Annotated in this window: 18 protein-coding genes; 7 read left to right on the top strand and 11 right to left on the bottom strand. The window is 60.9% G+C overall.

Annotation, left to right across the window (positions count from 1 at the left end; genetic code table 11):
• Positions 1 to 746: 746 nt before the first annotated feature.
• The 6 genes from AB5I78_RS23580 to gap all read right to left on the bottom strand — a co-directional run bounded on the left by AB5I78_RS23580 (position 747) and on the right by gap (position 7,524).
• Entirely contained in the window at positions 747 to 1,148 is a 402-nt protein-coding gene (locus AB5I78_RS23580; RefSeq protein WP_145165428.1) for a YbaN family protein, read from the bottom strand.
• 169 nt (positions 1,149 to 1,317) lie between these two features.
• Positions 1,318 to 1,926: a biliverdin-producing heme oxygenase gene (locus AB5I78_RS23575; protein WP_369302107.1), complete on the bottom strand. Its 609-nt coding sequence runs from the start codon at positions 1,924 to 1,926 to the stop codon at positions 1,318 to 1,320.
• Between the two features lie 151 nt (positions 1,927 to 2,077).
• A complete protein-coding gene (locus tag AB5I78_RS23570) occupies positions 2,078 to 4,642 on the bottom strand; it encodes a TonB-dependent receptor (protein WP_369302106.1) in 2,565 nt (854 codons plus the stop codon).
• A 114-nt stretch (positions 4,643 to 4,756) separates the two neighbouring features.
• A complete protein-coding gene (locus AB5I78_RS23565) occupies positions 4,757 to 5,725 on the bottom strand; it encodes a FecR domain-containing protein (protein WP_369302105.1) in 969 nt (322 codons plus the stop codon).
• Positions 5,726 to 5,799: 74 nt separating this feature from the next.
• Entirely contained in the window at positions 5,800 to 6,318 is a 519-nt protein-coding gene (locus tag AB5I78_RS23560; protein ID WP_369302104.1) for an RNA polymerase sigma factor, read from the bottom strand.
• 204 nt (positions 6,319 to 6,522) lie between these two features.
• Positions 6,523 to 7,524, bottom strand: a complete 1,002-nt coding sequence (gap, locus tag AB5I78_RS23555; RefSeq protein WP_083356951.1) for a type I glyceraldehyde-3-phosphate dehydrogenase — start codon at positions 7,522 to 7,524, stop codon at positions 6,523 to 6,525.
• Positions 7,525 to 7,745: 221 nt separating this feature from the next.
• On the opposite strand from gap, the gene edd reads away from it, so the two are divergent.
• The 4 genes from edd (at position 7,746) to AB5I78_RS23535 (ending at position 12,871) form a co-directional block, all read left to right on the top strand.
• Complete coding sequence (gene edd, locus AB5I78_RS23550) at positions 7,746 to 9,572, top strand: phosphogluconate dehydratase (protein ID WP_145165418.1); 1,827 nt, start codon at positions 7,746 to 7,748, stop codon at positions 9,570 to 9,572.
• On the top strand, positions 9,569 to 10,525 hold the full coding sequence (locus AB5I78_RS23545) for a glucokinase (protein WP_145165416.1): 957 nt from the start codon (positions 9,569 to 9,571) through the stop codon (positions 10,523 to 10,525). The genes edd and AB5I78_RS23545 overlap by 4 nt, the downstream gene beginning before the upstream one ends.
• 152 nt (positions 10,526 to 10,677) lie before the next feature.
• Entirely contained in the window at positions 10,678 to 11,412 is a 735-nt protein-coding gene (locus AB5I78_RS23540) for a response regulator (protein WP_106578348.1), read from the top strand.
• Between the two features lie 31 nt (positions 11,413 to 11,443).
• Complete coding sequence (locus AB5I78_RS23535; RefSeq protein WP_370004808.1) at positions 11,444 to 12,871, top strand: ATP-binding protein; 1,428 nt, start codon at positions 11,444 to 11,446, stop codon at positions 12,869 to 12,871.
• Positions 12,872 to 12,995: 124 nt separating this feature from the next.
• Here AB5I78_RS23535 and AB5I78_RS23530 read toward each other — a convergent pair whose 3' ends face one another.
• Positions 12,996 to 13,925, bottom strand: coding sequence for an AraC family transcriptional regulator N-terminal domain-containing protein (locus tag AB5I78_RS23530; RefSeq protein ID WP_369302103.1), 930 nt, complete (start codon positions 13,923 to 13,925; stop codon positions 12,996 to 12,998).
• A gap of 327 nt (positions 13,926 to 14,252) precedes the next feature.
• Here AB5I78_RS23530 and AB5I78_RS23525 point away from each other — a divergent pair, with 327 nt between their 5' ends.
• Complete coding sequence (locus AB5I78_RS23525) at positions 14,253 to 14,594, top strand: antibiotic biosynthesis monooxygenase family protein (protein WP_145165411.1); 342 nt, start codon at positions 14,253 to 14,255, stop codon at positions 14,592 to 14,594.
• 44 nt (positions 14,595 to 14,638) lie between these two features.
• Positions 14,639 to 14,887 (top strand): hypothetical protein, encoded by a 249-nt coding sequence (locus AB5I78_RS23520; protein ID WP_242199947.1) that lies wholly within the window; start codon positions 14,639 to 14,641, stop codon positions 14,885 to 14,887.
• 125 nt (positions 14,888 to 15,012) lie between these two features.
• On the opposite strand, the gene AB5I78_RS23515 is transcribed toward AB5I78_RS23520, so the two are convergent.
• Positions 15,013 to 15,645, bottom strand: a complete 633-nt coding sequence (locus AB5I78_RS23515; protein ID WP_242199949.1) for a flavin reductase family protein — start codon at positions 15,643 to 15,645, stop codon at positions 15,013 to 15,015.
• A 194-nt stretch (positions 15,646 to 15,839) separates the two neighbouring features.
• On the opposite strand from AB5I78_RS23515, the gene AB5I78_RS23510 reads away from it, so the two are divergent.
• Positions 15,840 to 16,595, top strand: coding sequence for a hypothetical protein (locus tag AB5I78_RS23510; protein ID WP_369302102.1), 756 nt, complete (start codon positions 15,840 to 15,842; stop codon positions 16,593 to 16,595).
• Between the two features lie 122 nt (positions 16,596 to 16,717).
• On the opposite strand, the gene AB5I78_RS23505 is transcribed toward AB5I78_RS23510, so the two are convergent.
• The 3 genes from AB5I78_RS23505 to AB5I78_RS23495 all read right to left on the bottom strand — a co-directional run bounded on the left by AB5I78_RS23505 (position 16,718) and on the right by AB5I78_RS23495 (position 21,408).
• Entirely contained in the window at positions 16,718 to 18,037 is a 1,320-nt protein-coding gene (locus AB5I78_RS23505) for an MFS transporter (RefSeq protein WP_145165403.1), read from the bottom strand.
• A 285-nt stretch (positions 18,038 to 18,322) separates the two neighbouring features.
• Complete coding sequence (locus tag AB5I78_RS23500) at positions 18,323 to 19,648, bottom strand: sigma-54 dependent transcriptional regulator (protein ID WP_106578357.1); 1,326 nt, start codon at positions 19,646 to 19,648, stop codon at positions 18,323 to 18,325.
• On the bottom strand, positions 19,642 to 21,408 hold the full coding sequence (locus AB5I78_RS23495; protein ID WP_369302101.1) for an ATP-binding protein: 1,767 nt from the start codon (positions 21,406 to 21,408) through the stop codon (positions 19,642 to 19,644). The genes AB5I78_RS23500 and AB5I78_RS23495 overlap by 7 nt, the downstream gene beginning before the upstream one ends.
• Positions 21,409 to 21,710: the final 302 nt, after the last annotated feature.

Raw genomic sequence — 21,710 nt, 5'->3', positions numbered from 1 at the left:
GCAGGCAAACAGTGCGCGTGTCCCGTGGGCAGGTGTACCAAATGTTGTAGGGCGTACCGCTGAGATTGAGGGTGGTCTTGGTCAGGTCTTCCTCGACCATCACCGTGTTCAGGCCTTCACCGGCGGCGCGGCTCCAGTAGCTCGAAAAACGGCCTTTTTCATTCGAGACGCGGGCCTTGTCGTTGACAAACTCGCTGTCCTTGCCATCCAGGCCATTGGGTTCGAACGACAGCCAGATTCCCAGCACCTTGGTGTTGCGCTCAAAGGCGGTCTTGAGGCTCTGGTTGAGTTCTTCACGCAGGGCACCCGCTTCCAGCCCGCGCTTGGCGGCGGTGGTGCGCAGGCCCTTGATCTGGTCGGCCAGTGCGGTGATCACCACCAGGCTTTCGCCAAAGGTTTTCTGCAGCTGTACCGCCTGTTCGCCGGCCTTGGCTTGTAATAGGTTCTGCACACTGTTGGTGAGCATTCGCGAGCTTGAATCGCTGACCAGTCGGTTGTTCTGATCGGCTTCGTAGAGGTTGACGCCGACGACCAGTGCAATCACCCCCAACAGGCAGAGGCCGGACAGCAGCACGATTTTCAAGCGGATAGAGAGGGTGTCGAACATAGGTTCACTCGCGATTGGACTTGTTGACCTGCAAGCAGGGCGAGCCAAGTCCATTCGGCGCTATGTCCGGAACATCGGCGTAACGAGATGTTTCATGAGGGAAAGGCGATGAGCGGTAGGAAAAAGACTACACGCCGCGCTATACGGGGGCTGCAAGCCGTTCCGGGCGTGACCATATCCACAGATTGCCCAGGCTCATGCCGGCGATCGCCAGGTAGATCGGCCAGCCGTGATCGAGCATCACCAGCATCAAACCGGCGCACAGCAGCATGCTGACGGTGGCGCTGACTTTGGCACGGCGCGCGATGATCTTGCCGTTGCGCCAATTGAACAGGATCGGCCCGAACAGCCGGTGGTTTTCCAGCCAGGCACTCAGGCGCGGCGAACTTTTGGTCGCGGCCCAGGCGGCAAGCAGGATGAATTCAGTGGTGGGCAAACCCGGTATGACAATCGCCACCAACCCAATGCCCAGGCTGACGTAGGCCAGCAGGCCGAAGAGGATCTGCGCGATTTTTGAGGTGGATTGGGTTTTGCCGGTCATGCTGAAGCTTATCTGCTGAGGAGGTTACAAATTATTTGAATTGGAATGCGCTCAAATGTGGGAGCTGGCTTGCCTGCGATAGCGGTGGGCCAGGCACCGATGTGTAGACAGGCAGTCCGCCATCGCAGGCAAGCCAGCTCCCACATTGAGCCAGTGTTTATCGGAACATTTACGCCAATTCAGGGGCGCTAGCGTACGCCTGTTCCAGCAGCACGGTGAAGCGCACAAACGCGTCGATTGCACCTTTTTCTACTGCGGCTTCTTCTTCGGCGCTGAACTCAAGGCCGTCGAGGGTACGCGTAAAGCTTTTCCAGCCTTCAGCACGGCCACCGGCCGGCTCGCCGAGGTGGCGGGCGCCGAAGGTTTCGCTCAGGCCCAGGCCCACGGCGCGTTTGATCAGGAACGCAGCGCCCAGCTTGGAGCCTTCGGAGACGAACAGCCAGCCCAGGGCTTCGGCCTTGCTCGGGTTTTTCACGGCGCCGGCGACCGGTGCAGGCACTTCGGTGTCCAGGTCGCCGAGGTCCAGCTTGGCGGCTTCGGCGCGGCAGCGTTCAGCCAGGTCGGGGACGATCTTGATCAGCTCAGGGTCGTTGTACAGCGCCACCAGTTCCGATTGGAACAGGTACTGCGCGACCACGAAGCGGGCGAAGTTGGCTTGGGTTTCGAACGGGGCGTGGGCTTTGACCAGCGCATCGAGTTTGGTGTGGGGCTCGTTGGTGATCTGGTTCAGGCGCTGGGAGCGCAGGCTTGGGCGTTCTGCGGTAGGGGAAGCGGTCATCGAAAAAAGTCCTTGAGAAGAGTAGCGCCTGGGTGCCCTAAAGAGAGCTGTTATCAACTAGACGAACAAGAAGACGCGGCACAGTAAAAAATCCTCACCTCGCCGGTGAAATTCCGGCGAGGTGAGGGGGCAGCGTTTGGGTGAAGTGCTATCAGATGTCCCAGATCAGGTTGATCGCGAAGTTGCGGCCGGGCTGGGTCAGGCGGTCGAGGTTGGCGGGCGCTGTCACGCCGGCTTCGCCGACGCCGTCGTAGCTGCGCACGTCATCCCAGTTCCAGTACTTTTTGTCGGTGAGGTTGTAGAGGCCGCCGTTGATGGTCACATCGTCGGTGACTTTGTAATAACCGGTCAGGTCGACGATGCCGAAGCCTGGCGTTTTGAACGGCGCACTGGTGCTGCCATCCGGTGCGTGGAAGGTGGTGCTGTCGACGCGGTTCTGTTTTTTGACCAGCGTCCAGCTGACCAACGCGCCATATTGCTCTTGCTCGTAGCCCAGGCCGAACACGCCTTTAAGCGGGTTGACGCTGTTGAGCGGCTCGCCGTTGTCGTCGTTGCGGCCGTAGGTGTAACCGACCGAGCCTTGGGTGTAGAGGCCTTGCGGTGCGCCGAACGCGTCGAGGTTCAGGCGGCCCTTGGCTTCAACCCCTTTGATGGTGGCGTGCTTGATGTTGTTGGCTTCGAAGGTTTGTATGTCGCCGCCGGCGACCGAGGCGTCTTCGTCGATAAAATTGCGGTACTTGTTGTAGAACACCGCGATGTCGAAAGAGCCCTCGTCGAAATTGCCGCGAATCCCGGTTTCGATGCCCTTGCTGGTTTCCGGCTTGAGGTTCGGGTTCGGCTCGACGGTGTAGCCCAGGTTAAGGTTTTCAAAGCGACCATAGAGCGCCTTGGCCGATGGCGTGCGGAAGCCCTCGGCGTATTGACCGAACCAGGTGTATTGATCGGTCAGCGCATAGGTCAGGCCGAATTTGGGCGTTACACGGTGCCAGGTTTTTTCTTTGTCGCTGACCGGGTAGGCGCCGGTCGGGTTTACGGTGTTGAGGAATTCCTGGGTCAGCTTGGGTTTGAGCTGGGTGTAGTCATAGCGCACTGCCGGCAGGAAGGTCCATTTGTTCCAGGTGATCTGGTCCTGGGCGAACAGCGAGTAGGTGTTGATGGTCGGGTCCGGGAAGTCGCTGGATTTTTTCACGCTGTCGCTGGCTTGTGGGCTGGGTGCGCCGATGGCTGTGCAACCCGAGCCGACGGCGAGGCAGGAGGCCGAGCCTTCGCGCGAGCCGGTGACTTTCTGCTGTTTGAGCGTGGTGCCATAGGTCACTTGGTGATCGGTTTCACCAATGTTGAAAGCCTTGTCCAGTTGGGCGTCGAAGACCCACTGTTTTTCTTCGTAAAGCGTGTCACGGGTGCGTAATACGCGACGACCCGCCTGGTAGATTTCGGCGGTGGTCTGGTCGGTCTTGGCGATCTGGTAGTTCAGGCTGGTCTTGATGCGATCGGCAATCGGCGACTCGAGGGCAAAGGTGTTTTCCAGGCCGAAGCGCTCGCGAGTGATGGTGTCGTTGCCCGAGCGGGCGCGGTACAAATTCATCCCGCGACCGCCGATGAACGGGCCGCCCACGGCGTTTTTCAGGTTAACGTCGCGGTCATCCTTGAACTTCTCGTAGGTCAGGCCCAGTCGGTTGTCATCGCCATAATTCCAGCCCAATTTGGCCAGGATATTGGTGGTGCGCGCGTCTTCCGGGTTGGCACCGGTGCGGGCCAGGCCGGTGGCGTTGTTGCCGTCGTAGGATTCCATTTCATGGCCATTGCGCTGGCTCAAGTGCAGCAAACCGTCGAAGTCCTGCACGCGGCCGGCAACGGTGCCGGAGGTCAGCCAGCTGTCGTCGGCGGAGCTGTAGCCGGTTTTCAGGCGGGCGCCGACGTCCTGGCCGGGCTTGATGATGTCGTCCGGGTCGAGGGTGAAGTAGCTCACTGCGCCGCCGATGGCGCTGCTGCCGTACAAGGCCGAGGCCGGGCCACGCAGGATTTCCACGCGCTTGACGATTTCCGGGTCGACGTAGTTGCGGCGCGTCTTGGCGTAGGGGCCGTTGAAGAAGTTGTCCGGCACTTCGACGCCGTCGACTTGGGTGAGGATGCGGTCGCCGTCGATGCCGCGAATGTTGTAGCCCGCGTTGCTGGCGCGGATGCCTGCGCCGCCGACTGATACGTTGGGCTCGTAGCGCACCAGTTCACGGATGGTGTTGACGTTCTGGCGGTCCAGTTCCTGGCGATCATGCACAGTGACCGTGCTGGGCACGCTGTTGACGTCCTGTTCGTTGCGCGTGGCGCTGATGGTCACCTGTTGCAGGTTGAGCACGCTGCCGGCTGCGCGTTTTTCCAGCACGATATTGTTAGTGCCCAGTTTGCGGTAGCTCAGGTTGGTCCCCACCAACAACCGGTCCAGGGCTTTTTCGGGTGACAACGGGCCGCGTGCGCCAGGGGACGAGACACCTTGGCCCAGCTCTGCCGGCAGGCCGACTTGCCAGCCGGTCACGGCGGTAAACGCGTTCAGCGCCGAGACCAACGGCTGCTGCTCGATGCTGAAATTGTAGTTGCCGTGGCTGCGGGCAACCGGCTCGGCGGCAGTGGCGGCCATGACTGGCGCGCTGGCCAGCAGCATGGCAGCGGTCAGCAATGACAGGACGGGCGAGGAAGACCGGCGATTGAAACGAGAGGACATCGAGAGCGCTCCGGAGTACGAATCTTATAGTTGCGAACCGATCAAATAGGAATCAGTTGCATTGGCTATAACGAGACGTACCGCCGGTTAACATCGAGTAAAAATAATTCTCATTTAGTTCAGAATGACCAGCGCCGGGTATTCCGAGAGCGTGGCCGAGGTGATGTGCGCCAGCGAGCGCACCACGTCCAGCGGCTGGTCGAGGCGGTAGTTGCCGGTGACGGCTGTGCTGGCGAGCTTGTCGTTGGTGTTGATGATCCAGCCCGGGTAATAGCGGCGCAGCTCGGCCAGCACGTCGCTCATCGGGCAGTTTTCGAACACCAGCCGACCTTGAACCCAGGCCAGGTCCTTGCTCACATCCAGCTTGGCGGGTTGGCCAAAGCCTTTGGGGCCGATGCGGATGCTCTCACCGGCACGCAGGCGCACACGGGCATCGTCGAAGGTATTGCTCAGGTCGACGTCACCGCGCTGCACCTGCACTTGGGCCTCGCCGTTGAGGTAGCGCACGGCGAAGTCGGTGTCGCTTACGCTGGCGCGTACCGGCCCGGCGTCAATCTCCAGGGGCAGGCCGCGGTTGGGCGCAACTTCAAAAAACGCCTCGCCCTGGTACAGGCGGGCGATGCGCTGGTGGTCTTTGACGCTGCTGGAAAACGCCGAGTTGGTGTTCAGCAGTACTTTGGAGCCGTCGTCCAGTTGCACGCGCTGGCGTTCACCGACGACGGTGAGGTGGTCGGCTTGCAGGCGCACGGGCAGGTTGCTGAAGCTGAACAGGCCGATCAACAGCACGGCGGCGGTGGCCAAGGGTTTCCAATGCGGTTTTATCCGGCGCCAGACGCTCGGTTTGCGCGGCGCTGCCAGGGCCACGGCGGCGCTGTGTACCGGCGCGCCGCCCCAGGCGGTTTGGGCTTTGTTGAATGCGTGTACGTGTGCCGGGTCACTGGCCAGCCAGGCATCGAACTGCGCTTGCTGCCCGGGTTGCGGGCACTGCAAGACGATCAGCCAGTCAAGGGCCTGGTCCATAGCAGTGTCTTGCAACACCTCATGAGCCAGCTCATGGGGGCGCAGTTTATTCGGGTCTGTCACGGTGTTCCTCGGGTCTTCGCCACGTTCTATTCATCTTTCCTACAGATTGGATCGCCACATCTGTCGGCTGAAGCTTAAGGCTGATCCAGCCGTTCAGCCACTCCTACACAGATGGCCATGATCAATTTCAGTTCCTTTTGCACGGTGCTCAAGGACACTTGCAACTGATCGGCAATCTCTTGGTAACTGCAACCGTGCAGGCGGCTGAGGATGAATATCTGCTGTTGGCGAGCGCTCAGCTGGCCGAGGCTGATGCTCAGGTGTTCGAGCAATTGCTCGGCCTGGGTGGCGTCTTCGGGCGTGCTGATGGGCGCGGCGACACTTTGCAGCACGTCCATCGGGACATCTTCCTGCAGCGTGCGGGCTTGAATGCGCCGCGAACGCAGGTGGTCCAGCGCCAGGTTGCGGGCAGTCTGGTAGACGAAGGGTTCGAGGTGGTCGATCGGCCGCTCACTGAGGGCCCGGGTGACGCGCAGGTAGGTTTCCTGCAGCAGGTCCTCGGCGGTGCTGTGGTTATTCACCATCCGCTGCAAGGTGCGAAGCAGAATCACCCGTTGGGTGATAAAGACTTGGTTGAAGCGAGATTGGCTCACAGTGCTACCAGATCGATTTGCAGTTAATGATAATGCTTATCATCAACGGAAATGGCAAGTGGCTATTGCTGTGAGCCTGCACCGATCAAATGTGGGCGAGTGCTTTTGTGGGAGCCGGGCTTGCCCGCGATGCAGGCACCTCGGTATTTGAGTCAAACCGAGGTGATGCTATCGCAGGCAAGCCAGCTCCCACACAAACCGGGCTTACTCCGCGTTGCACAGCGCCAGGCAGTTATCCAGCATCCGGTTGGAGAAACCCCACTCGTTGTCGTACCAGGCCAGCACTTTGAGCAATTTGCCGCTGACCTTGGTGTGATTAGCATCGAAAATCGACGACAGCGGGTTATGGTTGAAGTCACTGGAAACCAGCGGCAGGGTGTTGTAGCCGAGGATTTTCGAGTGCTGACTGGCTTCTTTGAGCAGCGCGTTGACTTGTTCGGCGGTGGCTTCTTTCTTCAGCTCCACGGTGAGGTCGACCAGCGACACGTTGATCACCGGTACACGCACCGCCATGCCGGTCAGCTTGCCCGCCAGTTCCGGCAGCACCAGGCCTACCGCTTCAGCGGCGCCAGTCTTGCTTGGGATCATGTTCTGGGTGGCCGAGCGCGCGCGGTACGGGTCGGTGTGGTAGACGTCGGTCAGGTTCTGGTCGTTGGTGTAGGCGTGAATGGTGGTCATCAAGCCGTTTTCGATGCCCAGCTCGCGGTGCAGCACCTGAGCCACAGGCGCCAGGCAGTTGGTGGTGCAGGAAGCGTTGGAGATGATCTGGTGCGATTGGCGCAAAATGTCATGGTTCACCCCGTACACCACCGTGGCGTCTGCGCCTTTGGCGGGGGCCGAGATGATTACCTTGCGCGCGCCGGCGGTAATATGGGCGGCCGCCTTGTCACGGTCGGTGAACAGACCGGTGCATTCAAACACCACGTCGATCTTGTGCGCAGCCCACGGCAGGTCAGCGGGGTTGCGAATGGCACTGACGGCAATCCGGTCACCATTGACGGTCAGGCTTTCCTGATCGTGGGCAACCTCTGCTTCGAAAGTACCGTGTACGGTGTCGTATTTGAGCAGGTGGGCATTGATCGAACTGTCGCCCAAATCATTGATGGCGACGATCTGCAAATCCTGGCGGTAGCCTTGGGTATACAGTGCGCGCAGGACATTACGGCCGATACGGCCAAAACCATTGATTGCGATACGAAGAGTCATTGGAAAGTGCCTGTCGTCGATTTGTTGTAAGAATTACAAGATTATTCGCATAAAAATAGAAAACAAGCCTTTTTAGTGGCAATATTTTGTTCAATCTACAACGAGTGACCTGAATCAACTGGTCCGATGATACAAACGACACCCTGCCATCCCATGAGCTGCGGGCGTTTGATCAGCATAGGAACGAGGGTCGCCACATCCGTTAGCCTGGAGTTCTACACATGCATCCCCGCGTAATTGAGGTCACCGAACGGCTTATCGCCCGCAGTCGTGCAACCCGCGAGGCTTACCTTGCGCTCATTCGCGGCGCCGCCAGCGACGGCCCGATGCGCGGTAAGCTGCAATGCGCCAACTTCGCCCACGGCGTGGCGGGCTGCGGCACTGAAGATAAAAATAGTCTGCGCATGATGAACGCCGCCAACGTGGCGATTGTTTCCTCATATAACGACATGCTCTCAGCGCACCAGCCGTACGAACATTTCCCTGAACAGATCAAAAAGGCCCTGCGCGAAGTCGGCTCGGTCGGCCAGTTTGCCGGCGGCACGCCTGCCATGTGCGATGGCGTGACCCAAGGCGAACCCGGCATGGAGCTGAGCCTGCTCAGCCGTGAAGTCATTGCCATGTCGACGGCGGTAGCGCTGTCCCACAACATGTTCGACGCCGCGCTGATGCTGGGCATCTGCGACAAGATCGTCCCCGGCCTGATGATGGGCGCGCTGCGCTACGGCCACCTGCCGATGATCTTTGTGCCAGGCGGCCCGATGCCCTCGGGCATCTCCAACAAGCAAAAGGCTGACGTGCGCCAGCGCTACGCCGAAGGCAAGGCCACCCGCGAAGAGCTGCTGGAATCGGAGATGAAGTCCTACCACAGCCCCGGCACCTGCACCTTCTACGGCACCGCCAACACCAACCAGCTGCTGATGGAAGTGATGGGCCTGCACTTGCCAGGCGCCTCGTTCGTCAACCCGTACACGCCGCTGCGTGACGCGCTGACCCGCGAAGCCGCGCACCAGGTCACGCGCCTGACCAAAGCCAATGGCAACTTCACGCCGATCGGCGAGATCGTCGACGAAAAATCCATCGTCAACTCCATCGTCGCGCTCAACGCCACCGGCGGTTCCACCAACCACACCCTGCACATGCCGGCCATCGCCATGTCGGCGGGCATCATCCTCACCTGGCAGGACATGGCCGACCTCTCCGAGGTGGTGCCGACCCTGTCCCACGTGTATCCAAACGGCAAGGCCGACATCAACCACTTCCAGGCGGCGGGCGGCATGTCGTTCCTGATCCGCGAACTGCTCGAAGCCGGCCTGCTCCACGAAGACGTCAACACCGTGGCCGGCAAGGGCCTGAGCCGTTACACCCAGGAGCCGTTCCTGGTCGACGGCGAGCTGATCTGGCGCGACGGCCCGATCGAAAGCCTCGACGAAACCATCCTGCGCCCCGTGGCCCGTGCGTTCTCGCCGGAAGGCGGCTTGCGCGTGATGGAAGGCAACCTCGGCCGTGGTGTGATGAAAGTCTCCGCCGTTGCCCCGGAGCACCAGATCGTCGAAGCGCCGGCCGTGGTCTTCCAGGATCAACAGGATCTGGCCGACGCCTTCAAGGCCGGTGAGTTGGAAAAAGACTTTGTCGCGGTGATGCGCTTCCAGGGCCCGCGCTCCAACGGCATGCCGGAATTGCACAAGATGACGCCGTTCCTGGGTGTATTGCAGGACCGTGGCTTCAAAGTGGCATTGGTAACAGACGGGCGTATGTCCGGCGCGTCGGGTAAGATCCCTGCCGCGATTCACGTCAACCCCGAAGCTCAAAGCGGCGGGCCGCTGGCGCGGGTCAAAGATGGCGATATCATTCGCGTGGATGGCGTGAACGGCACCTTGGAGCTTAAGGTGGACGCCGAAGAATTCGCAGCGCGCACGCCTGCCACGGGCCTGTTGGGCAACAACGTGGGGGCGGGGCGTGAGCTGTTTGCATTTATGCGCTTGGCCGCAAGCTCCGCAGAGCAGGGCGCCAGCGCCTTTACCTCTGCCTTGGAGACGCTTAAGTGAAGCTTGCGCTGGTCGGTGACATCGGTGGTACCAACGCCCGTTTTGCGTTGTGGCGGGATCAGGAGCTGCACTCGATCCGCGTGCATGCCACCGCGGATCACCACAGCCCTGAGGAGGCCATCAAGGTCTATCTCAAGGAAGAAGGCCTGGAAATCGGGGACATCGGCGCGGTATGCCTGTCGGTGGCCGGGCCAGTGAGTGGCGATGAATTTAAATTCACCAACAATCACTGGCGCCTGAGCAAAACTGCATTCTGTAAAACCTTGCAGGTGGATGAGCTGCTGTTGGTCAATGATTTCACGGCCATGGCCCTGGGCATGACTCGCCTCAAGCCCGACGAATTTCGCGTGGTCTGCGAAGGCACGCCGGAACCGCTGCGCCCGGCGGTGGTGATCGGGCCGGGCACCGGCCTTGGCGTCGGCACCTTGCTGGACCTGGGCGAAGGCCGATATACGGCGCTGCCGGGCGAGGGCGGCCACGTCGACCTGCCGCTGAGCAGCCCGCGTGAAACCCAGCTGTGGCAGCACATCTACACCGAGATCGGGCACGTCAGTGCCGAAACCGCCTTGAGCGGCGGCGGCCTGCCACGGGTGTACCGCGCGATTTGCGCGGTCGACGGGCACACGCCGGTGCTGGACACGCCCGAAGCCATTACGGCAGCCGGCCTGGCCGGGGACCCGGTGGCGATCGAAGTGTTGAACCAGTTCAGCATCTGGCTGGGCCGCGTGGCCGGCAACAACGTGCTGACCACCGGTGGACGCGGTGGCGTGTATATCGTGGGCGGGGTCATCCCACGCTTTGCCGACTTCTTTATCAACAGCGGTTTCGCCAAGAGCTTCAGCGACAAAGGCTGCATGAGCGATTATTTCAAAGGCATTCCGGTGTGGTTGGTGACCGCGCCGTATTCCGGGTTGACTGGGGCGGGTGTGGCGCTGGAGCAGGCTTTTGCATAGGCAGTGATGGCCTCTTCGCGAGCAAGCCCGCTCCCACATTCAACCGCATTCATCCAGTTGGAATGAGTTTAAAGTGGGAGCGGGCTTGCCCGCGATAGGGCCTCAAGAGCAACAGATGACTCAAGCTTGGCCATAACAACAAGGAGGACCCCGTGAGCGCAATCAGTAAATCGATTCTCCTCGTCGACGATGACCAGGAAATCCGCGAATTGCTGCAAACCTACCTCAGCCGCGCCGGCTTCCAGGTGCGTGGCGTGCCGGATGGTGCAGGGTTTCGCCAGGCGATGAACGAGGCGCCGTGCGATTTGGTCATCCTCGATGTGATGCTGCCCGACGAAGACGGTTTCAGCCTTTGCCGCTGGATTCGCCAGCACCCGCGCCAGGCGCAGGTGCCGATCATCATGCTCACTGCCAGTTCCGATGAAACCGACCGCGTGATCGGTCTGGAGCTGGGCGCCGACGACTACATCGGCAAGCCCTTCAGCCCGCGCGAGCTGCAAGCGCGAATCAAAGCCCTGTTGCGCCGCGCCCAGTTCGGCCAGGAGCGCAGCAGCGGCGGCGATGTGTGGGTGTTTGATGAATGGCGACTGGACATGATCAGCCATCGCCTGTTTCACGTGGACGGCGAAGAGGTGATTCTTTCCGGCGCCGATTTTGCCCTGCTCAAACTGTTTCTCGATCACCCGCAACAAATTCTCGACCGCGACACCATCGGCAACGCCACCCGTGGCCGCGACCTGATGCCGCTGGACCGTATCGTCGACATGGCCGTGAGCCGCCTGCGCCAACGCCTGCGCGATACCGAAAAACCCCCACGGCTGATCCGCACCGTGCGCGGCAGCGGTTACCAACTGGCAGCCAGCGTGGTTGCCGGCAATGCCCACTGAGCATTTAAGCGAGCGCCGCCGCCGTTTTCCGGTGCCGCGCTCGCTGCTGGGGCGGATGTTGCTGCTGACCTTGCTCGCGGTACTGTTCGCCCAGGCGCTGTCCAGCGTGATCTGGGTCTCGCAATTGCGCGCCACCCAGCTCGAAGGCCTGGTCACGAGCGCCCGCAGCCTGGCGCACTCGATGACGGCCAGCGTGAGTTATTTCCGCTCGTTGCCAGTGGCCTACCGCCCGCTGGTGCTGGACCAGTTGCGCAGCATGGGCGGCACACGTTTTGTGGTGACCCTCAACGACCGACCTCTGGATATGCAGATATTGCCGCAGACCCCGCGCAAACAGGCGGTGCTGCAAGCGGTAGACGAAGTCTTGCGCCAGACCCTGGGCGGCGACGTGCATATCTCGGTGGAGTTCGTCAGTGCCGAAGACCTGCGCATTTTCAACGCTGGCCTGAAGCTCGATGAACTGCCGCGGTCCTGGGCGCATTACGCGTTGACCCTGGAACCGGTGAATCCGCCGGTGCTGGTCACGCAGATCCAGCTGGCGCCGGGCGAATGGCTGTACATCGCCTCGTTGTTGCCTGAGCCCTACACCAGCCTTGAGGAACAAGGCCTGCCGTCGCAGCAGGTGTGGTTTATCGTGCTGACCAGCGGTTTTCTATTGTTGTTTATCGGCCTGCTGGTGCACTGGCAAAGCCGACCGCTCAAGCGTCTGGCGCGGGCGGCGCGTGATATGTCCCTGGGCGCGGATGTCGAGCCGGTGGCCGAAGGCGGCGGCAGCGAAGTGGTGGAAGTGGGCCGTGCGTTCAACGCCATGCGCGAACGCATCAGCCGTTACCTGACCGAGCGCAGCCAATTGTTCAGCGCGATTTCCCACGATTTGCGCACGCCGATCACCCGCTTGCGCCTGCGCGTGGAACTGCTCGAAGACGAGAACCTGCAAGCCAAGTTCGGTCGCGACCTGGATGAATTGGAGCTGCTGGTGAAGGGCGCGCTGCAATGCGTGAAAGACACTGACATCCACGAAAACATCGAGCCGGTCGACCTCAATCACGTCCTTGATTGCCTGGTGGAGCCGTACCTGGCGCCCAACGGCAATGGCCGCATCACCCAGGATGGCCGCGCTCTGGCGCCGTATGCAGGCAAGCCGCTGGCGCTCAAACGCTGCATCGGTAACCTGATCGACAACGCGTTGAAGTACGGGCAGAACGCGCATCTGCACATTGAAGACGATGGCGCGGAATTTATCCTGCACGTCGACGACGAAGGCCCCGGCGTGCCGGAGCAGCGGCTGGAGCAGGTGTTTGAACCGCACTTTCGGTTGGCCGGGCAGCAGCAGGGTTATGGTTTGGGGTTGGGTATTGCGCGCAACATCGCCCACAGCCATGGCGGTGAGGTGAGTTTGCAGAATTTGCGCGAGGGTGGTTTGCGCGTCACTTTGCAGCTCCCGCGAACCCTGGACTAAAGAACACCGAGGTTCAAATGTGGGAGCTGGCTTGCCTGCGATAGCGGTGGGCCAGGCAGCTAATGTTTGACTGATACACCGCCATCGCAGGCAAGCCAGCTCCCACAATGATACTTGTGGTGGGTCAGATACTTTGGCGCATTCTCGCCAGGTCCCGCAGCGGTGGCGCCCCAAACAGTCGGCTGTACTCCCGGCTGAACTGCGACGGGCTTTCATACCCCACCCGATACCCCGCCGCCGAGGCTTCCAGCCCTTCGGCAATCATCAAACGCCGCGCTTCCTGCAGGCGCAACTGCTTCTGGTATTGCAGCGGGCTCATCGCGGTAATCGCCTTGAAGCGGTGGTGCAACGTCGAGACGCTGAGGTTCACTTCGCGGGCCAGGTCATCAATACGCAGCGGCTGTTCATAGTTGCCGTTCAGCCACTTGATGGCCTGGCTCACACGATGGCTCTGACTGTTGGCCACGGCAATTTCATACAGCCGGTAACCCTGCGGCCCACGCAGCAAGCGGTAAAGAATCTCGCGGTTGATCAACGGCGCCAGCATCGCGATGTCTTTGGGCGTATCCAGCAGGCGCGCCAGGCGCAGCACGGCGTCGAGCAATTGGGTGTCGATGCGGTCGACGTACATGCCGCGCGAAGTCGGACGCGAGGGCACGCCCATCGGCCCGGCCTCGGCGATCAGCGCCGTCAGTTGCGCCGGGTCGATATTGATGCGCACCGACAGGTTGGGATCTTCCGGCGTGGCATCGATGATCCGCCCGGCCACCGGCATCGCCACGGAGAACACCAGGTAGTTGAGCGGGTCGTAGGCGAAGATTTCGTCAGCCAGGCGTACTTCCTTGTTGCCGCTGGCGAGAATGCACAGCGCAGGTTCCACCAGCACCGGCATGAAGTCGCGCGGCGTGTTGTGGCGGTTGAGGAACAACGAGGTGATCGCTGTGCCGTAGGAGCCATCCTCCCAGGTATGCCGGTGCACGATGCTGGCGAGTTCGGCGCGCTGTTTTTCCGTCTCGGCATCGAGAGGAATGGACTTATGTTCCGACGACGACATGACATGTCCTCTACAAGCTTTTTGATGGGATCAGCTTAGCGGCGGCTTTTGAGAAAGTGTTACGTCGATCCTGCACAATCCTTGCCTGATCCTGCGATAAGTCGCGAATCAGGCAAGTGCAGTGCCTGTCATCTGCCTGAAACACTGAACATGGCCATGGAATAACCCCCCGGGGCCAAACGTCTTATCTACGCCTCTGGCAGGATTGTGCAATAAGCCGGCAGGAATTGACTAACCGCGCCCGCATCCGCGCCGTTATCTTTGATCCTGTGGCAGCACGCCCTCACAGTGCTTGCCGAGCATCACTTCTCAACGGGAGAGTCGAACATGTCCACCCCCATTCCCGCGAGCCATATGGCCTTTATCCGTGCCCGTACCGGGTGCAGCACCGAACTCGGTGCACGCTTGAGCAGTTTGATCGAACCGGGCCGTCAGGCTCAGGGTTGCCTGCAATTCTCGTTGCAGCATTCCCAAGTGGATCCCGATGTGTGGCTGGTCTGCGGCTTCTGGAGCAGCGAGCAGGCGATGAGCGCCTACTTCAACTCGCCCGCCTTGATGGTCTTCACCGAGCTGTTGAACGACATGGTGGTGCGCAGCATGGACTTCCAGACCTTTACTGATGCATCCGCGGCGCATGCCTACGGCGAGTACCTGCAACTGGCCGGTTGAGAAGGTTAGAATGGCCGACTTTCCCATTGGCCAGGACCTGCAACATGGCACGTAAAGAGTTTGCCCACCACGAAGCCGTTTCCGCCTTGGTGCGTGAAGAAGAGGGTGGCTACAGCGCCGCCATCGCCGTCAAGGCACTGGATGGCATGGGCGCCCCCAGGTTTCACAAGATCCTTGAAGGACACACGTTCAAGACCGCTGACGACGCCGACGATGCGGCTGCCGCGCAATTGCAGCGGTTGGTCGACGTGGACGAAGACGGGCAATTGACCTGGTCACCTGCCGCTGACTAATCAACCCCACCGATCCAAATGTGGGAGCGGGTTTGCTCGCGAAGGCGCAGTGTCAGTCACCGAAAATATCGACTGATTCACCGCCTTCGCGAGCAAGCCCGCTCCCACATTTTTTTGCCTTTCACTCAGCGCTGAGTGGCGCCTGGGCGATACATCTTGAACAGTGCCTGCGGCCCCAGCTGGAAGTAATCCGCCGGCCCACCGCCGCGCAAGATCGGCTCCGCGGCGGCCGTGTCATAGATCCCATCCTTGAGCAGCCACTTGGCAATGTGCACCGCGACCACCTCGCCAAGCACCAGCCAGCTCGGCACCAACTCTTTGTCGGCGCGCTGCAGCTGAATAATCTGCGTCACCTTGCATTCGAACGACACCGGGCTTTCGCCCACGCGCGGCACGCCGACAATTTTCGAGGCGACTGGCGTCAGGCCGGACAGCTCGAACTCGTTGACCTCTGGCGATACCGCCGCGCAACTCTGGTTCATCTGCTCGGCCAACGGGCGAGTGGCCAGGTTCCACACAAACTCGCCGGTCTGTTCGATGTTGTTCAGGCTGTCTTTGCGCCCGACGCTGGAAAACCCAATGATCGGCGGAATGTAATTGAATGCATTGAAAAAGCTGTAGGGCGCCAGGTTCAGGCGGCCTTCGCGGTCGTGGGAAGAAATCCAGCCAATCGGCCGTGGCCCGACGATGGCATTGAACGGGTCATGGGGCAGGCCGTGGCCATTGGCGGGTTCGTAGAAGTGGATATCGTCAGACATGGGCCGGGGTTCCTGCTGCGGGGGGCTGTGAGGTAGCCATAGTGCAATCCATGACGGTGAATTTCCATTGGCCGGATGGAATTTTCATTGATTGCCCACCTATTTTTCACAGCGTCCCGTTCAGTCTGCGCGCCAGGTCGACACCCCCTATACGTCGGCCCAATGCACGACTGAGCTTCGGAGCCTTGCGCACAATGAACAAACTTCCTCAGATCACCCTGGCGTTCTGGGTCATGAAAATCTGTGCAACCACCCTGGGCGAAACCGCCGGGGATTTGTTGTCGATGACCCTGAATGTCGGCTACGCCATCAGTTCGATGATCTTGATCAGCGTGTTTCTCGTCACCCTGATGACACAGCTCTGGTCGAAAACCTACAACCCAGTGTTGTACTGGATCGTGATTCTGTCCACGAGTACCGCCGGCACCACGATGTCGGATTTCATGGACCGCACCTTGGGCCTCGGGTACGCCACCGGCTCGATGATCCTGATCGTGATCCTGATGATCATCTTCGCGTTGTGGCACCTCAGCGGTGATTCGCTGAACGTGAACAAGGTCCAGACCTTTCGAGGTGAGCTGTTTTACTGGATGGCGATTCTGTTCTCCAACACCTTGGGCACCGCGTTGGGTGACTTCCTGGCGGACGACTCCGGGTTGGGTTTTGCCGGTGGCGCCTTGCTGATCGGCTCGGCCATTGCGGTGGTGGTAGCACTTAAATACTTCACCCAGATTTCTTCGGTGCTGTTGTTCTGGGTGGCGTTTGTGCTGACTCGGCCGTTCGGTGCGACCCTGGGCGATTTCCTCACCAAGCCCCATGAAAAGGGTGGTTTGGATTTCGGCACCGTGGGGTCCTCGGCGGTGCTGGCGGGCGTGTTGGTGGTGATGATTGCCGGGGCGTCGTATGCGCAGCGCCGGTACGGGCGCCGGCATCCCGTAGAGCTGACCTGACGCTGTTTATGAAACGCTGAAGACCAAAATGTGGGAGCGGGCTTGCTCGCGAATGCGGTGGATCAGTCAGAGCAACATTGACTGACACTGCGCTTTCGCGAGCAAGCCCGCTCCCACACTGTTTAGTCCGTGGTAATCCGTGAATGCTTGCGGGTGTCTTTCATGGTCACGTAGACCACCAGCGACACCGCAATACAGGCCGTCACATACCAGTAGTAGCCGGTTTCCATGCCAATGCTCTTGAACCACAGCGCGATGTATTCAGCCGTACCGCCGAAGATCGACACGGTCAGCGCATATGGCAGGCCCACGCCCAAGGCACGGATTTCCGTAGGGAACAGCTCGGCCTTCACCACCGCGTTGATCGAGGTGTAGCCGCTGACGATGATCAGTGCCGCCATGATCAGGAAAAACGCGCCCCACCAGGTCTGGATGGTGTGCAGGGTGGTGAGGATCGGCACGGTAAACAAGGTGCCGAGGATACCGAAGGCGATCAGGATCGGACGGCGGCCAACCTTGTCCGACAGCCCGCCGACAATAGGTTGCAGGCACATGAACAGAAACAGCGTGGCCGCCGAAATGGTGGTGGAGTCGGAAATGCTCATGCCCACTGTGTTCACCAGGTATTTCTGCATGTAGGTGGTGTAGGTGTAGAACGCCAGGGTGCCGCCCATGGTCAGGCCGACCACGGTCATCAGTTCCTTGGGGTGGCGCATCAAGGTGCGCATGGCGCTTTCCTTGGCCTTTTCCTTTTTGGTGAACGACTCGGTTTCTTCCATGCCACGACGCAGGTACAGCGCGACCACTGCGCACAGGGCGCCGATGGCGAACGGGATGCGCCAGCCCCAGTCGTACAGTTGTTCGGTGGTGAGCACCTGTTGCAGCACGATCAATACTGCCAGCGCGATGAGTTGGCCGGAGATCAGCGTCACGTATTGGAAGCTGGAGAAGAAACCGCGACGTTCCTTGGTCGCCATTTCGCTCAAGTAAGTGGCCGAGGTACCGTACTCGCCACCCACCGACAGACCTTGCAGCAGGCGGGCGAACACCAGCAGGATCGGTGCGCCGACGCCGATGGTTTCATAACCCGGGCTCAGGGCGATGATCAGTGAGCCGAAGCACATCAACAGCACCGACGCCATCAAGGCCGCTTTGCGACCGGCACGGTCGGCGTACAGCCCCATCAGCCAGCCACCGATCGGGCGCATCAGGAAGCCCACGGCGAAGATCGCGGCGGTGTTCAGCAGTTGGGCGGTGGTGTCGCCTTTCGGAAAGAAGGCCTTGGCGAAGTACAGCGAGAAGGCGGCGTAGACGTACCAGTCGTACCACTCGACCATGTTGCCGACCGAACCGCTGAAAATCGATTTGATCCGGCTGGAAGTACTGCGTTCTTTTGCCGGCGCAGCCGCCGACCCCAGAGGCAGGGAGTTGGAGTTATCCATTGAAGGATCCTTCATCTAGTTGTTTTTATGGAGCGTGCTTGAGCACTGCCTGGCTGGGGCTATAGCAGGAGCTGTGCCAGGTGGGTGAAGGCCCGGAATAGAAGGGTTACAAGATTTTATTGAGCGGAAATTTGCTGATGATTTTCAGGTGATGAGCGGAAATCCGCTTATGGCTGCTGTCCTTATCGGGGCAAGCCCCCTCCCACATTTTGATTTGTGAACACGCTCAAGTGTGGGAGGGGGCTTGCCCCCGATAGCGGCCTGCCAGTCAACACAACGATTGGCCTAGAGAAACATCTCCCGCACCAACCCATGCCGCTGCATCTTTTCATTGAAGGTGCGACGGGGCAGCTGCAGCTCCGCCAACACCGCCTTGATATCACCCTTGTGGCGCACCAGCGCCGCTTTCAGGCAATGCGCTTCGAAGGCTTCCTGCTGCGCCGCCAGGGATTGCCCGGCCTCGATACCTTCCGGCTCCGGTTCACCCAGGCCCAGTACTTGGCGCTCGGCGACGTTGGCCAGTTCACGCACATTGCCCGGCCAATCATGGCTGAGCAGGCGCCCCAGTTGCGCGCCGCTCAAGGGCTCGGCGCTGCGGCCCAGGCGCTCGGCGGCGCTGTGGGCAAAGTGGTCGAACAGTAGCGGAATGTCTTCACGGCGCTCGCGCAGAGGTGGCAGGCGCAGTTGTGCGACGTTCAGTCGGTAGGCCAAATCTTCGCGAAAACGCCCGGCGCGCGCCTCTTCCAGCAGGTCCGGCTTGGTGGCGGCGATGATGCGCAAGTCCACGTGAATGCTCTGGTTGGAGCCCAGTCGCTCAAGCTTTTGTTCCTGCAATACGCGCAGCAACTTCACCTGCTGGGCCAGCGGCATGCTCTCGATTTCATCCAGGAACAGCGTGCCGCCATGGGCATATTCCAGCTTGCCGATACGCTTGCCTTGGGCGCCGGTGAACGCGCCACTTTCGTGACCGAACAATTCGGCCTCAAACAGCTGCTCGGGGATGGCGGCGCAGTTGAGCGCTACAAACGGCTTTTTTGCACGCGGGCCAAAATCGTGCAAGCAGCGCGCGACCAGCTCTTTACCGCTGCCGGTCTCGCCACGGATCAACACATTGACCGGCAGGTTCGCCAGGTCGAGCACCTGGCGTCGCAGGTTCTGCAAGCCTCGGGACACGCCCAGCAGGCTCGATTCGAGCTGCGCGCGGTGATCGGCCTGTTGATGCAGACGTCGGTTCTCCAGGATCAGTCCGCGTTTGTCCAGGGCGCGGCGCAGGCTGTTGAGCAAGGCGTCGGGGCTGAAGGGCTTTTCCAGAAAGTCATAAGCCCCATCGCGCATCGCTTCCACCGCCATCGGCACATCGCCGTGGCCGGTGAGCAGAATCACCGGCAAATCGGCATCCCGGCGTTGCACTTCGGCCAGCAGTTCCAGGCCGCTGAGCCCGGGCATGCGCACATCGCTCAAGATCACCCCGGCAAAGTCCCTGGGCAGGTGCGCCAGGCATTCCTCGGCGCGGCTGAACAACTGCACGTCAAACCCTGACAGGCTCAACCATTGTTCGACGGCCGTGCGAATGCTGGCTTCGTCATCGACCACAATCACGGCGTTCAACATAGGTCGGGCGTCTCCAGCGCAATCGGTAAGGTCAAGGTGAATATTGCGCCGTCGCCACGGTTGCCGGCGAGCAGGCGCCCGCCCAGTTCATGCACGATAGCGTAGGACACCGCCAGCCCGAGGCCGAGGCCGTCTCCGACGGGTTTGGTGGTAAAGAACGGGTCGAACACGCTGCTCAAGTGTTCTTCTGCAATGCCGCCGCCGCTGTCGCTGACGGTCAGTCGCCATAACTGCTGGTCGGCGTGCAGGCGGATCTCCAGGCGTTTGCGTGGCTTGTCGGCCATCGCATCCAAGGCGTTGCGCAGCAGGTTGATCAACACCTGTTCCAGGCGGATGGCATCACCGCGGACCCACGCGGGGCGGGCCAAGTCCAGCATCACGCCGATGGCTTCGTCGCGCAGGCGCGCGTCGAGCAAGTGCAGGGATTGGTCGACGACGGTGGCCAGGTCGAGCTTTTCGCGCAAGCCGCTGGGGCTTTTGCGCGCGAAGGTCTTGAGGTGGCCGGTGAGTGCGGCCATGCGCGTGAGCATGTCGTCCAGCGGTGTGAGCGCTTGGTAGGCATCGTCCACGCGGCCGTGGTCCAGCAGCAGGCGCAGGGTCGCCAACTGCATGCGTTGGGCGGTCAGCGGCTGGTTGATTTCATGGGCGAGTGCGGCGGACATCTGGCCCAGTGCCGCCAGTTTGGCCGATTGCACCAAGCCATCCTGGGCCGTGCGCAGCGCCTGGGTGCGCTCCTCCACAAGCTGTTCCAACTCTTCGCGGCTGCGCTGGCGCAGGCGGGCCAGGCGCCAGCGCTGGGTCAGGAACAGCACCAGAAACACCAGCGCCAGCCACGAACCTGCAGCGGCGAGGCCGGCGTTGCGCTGATCCTCAAAGGCGAACTGCGGTTTGCGCAGCAGGTGCAGGGTCCAGCCTTCGGCCTTCAGTGGCAGGGATTCCCAGATGTAGTTGGCATTGCCGTCAGGGCCATTGACGCGCATCAGGTGGCTGTTTTCGTCGAAGCGCTGCAGCGTCTGGGTTTGCAGGGGCTGTAATTGCTTTTTATCGTATTGGCGCGTGGCCTTGAGTTCGGCAAGGTCACTGGCCGACAGCGGCCGCAGGTTGCGATAACGCCAGCCCGGCTGGTTGGCGATAAACACGATGCCGCGCGCGTCGCTGACCAGCAGCAGGTCATTGCCCTGGGCCCACTCACGTTCAAGTTCGGAGAGTTCGAGCTTCACGACCATGGCGCCGAGAAACTGCTCGTGTTCATCGACCACCGCGCTGGAGAGGAAGTAACCCGGAATGCCGGTGGTTACCCCGACCGCATAAAAACGGCCGGTGCCTTGGCTCAAGGTCTGGCTGAAATAGGGGCGAAACGCGTAGTTGTGGCCGACATAACTGCTCGGCAAGTTCCAGTTACTGGCGGCCACGGCCAGGCCGTTGCGGTCCATCAGTTCCAGGGTTGAGGACTGTGCTGCGCCGTTGATGCGCTCCAGTTTGCGGTTGAGCAGGTCTTGGGTGGTGGCGTCGAGCGGGCCTTTCAAGGCGCTGATCATTTCCGAATCCAGCGCCAGTACGGCGGGCAGGGCGCGGTAGCGTTCGATCAGGGTGTGCAGGGAATTGCCATAGAGCGTGAGCTGTTGATTGGCGCGGGCGGCGTCATCCACCAAGGCTTGGCGTTCGGCATGGCGAGTGGCCAAGGCAGCGGCCAGCACCGCTCCGGCGATGATCAACAGGGAATAGAAGGTCAGGCGCAGGGGGCGTGGGATCGCGATCATACGGTGATGAACAGGCACGGTAAGGGGTGAGCACCATAGCATGCACGCCGTTCAGTTTGTGGCGAGCGGGCTTGTTGTGGCGAGCGGGCTTGTCCCGCGTAGGGGGGGCGAAGCCGCCCTAAAAACTGCCCCCGCGATAGGCCTGGCACACTGCGGTGGCCTTATTGGGGCGGCTTCGCCACCCAACGCGGGGCAAGCCCGCTCGCCACAACCAATCCCTCTAGCCACAACATGCCCTCCAGCCGCAACAGACTCCACCGGCCCAGAGGAATGAGCAGGCCATAAAAAAGGCGACTGGGCCA

The sequence above is a fragment of the Pseudomonas sp. N2-3-1-14 genome (genome assembly GCF_041228395.1).
Classification (GTDB): Bacteria; Pseudomonadota; Gammaproteobacteria; order Pseudomonadales; family Pseudomonadaceae; genus Aquipseudomonas.
This window is presented reverse-complemented; position numbering and strand designations above follow the sequence as displayed.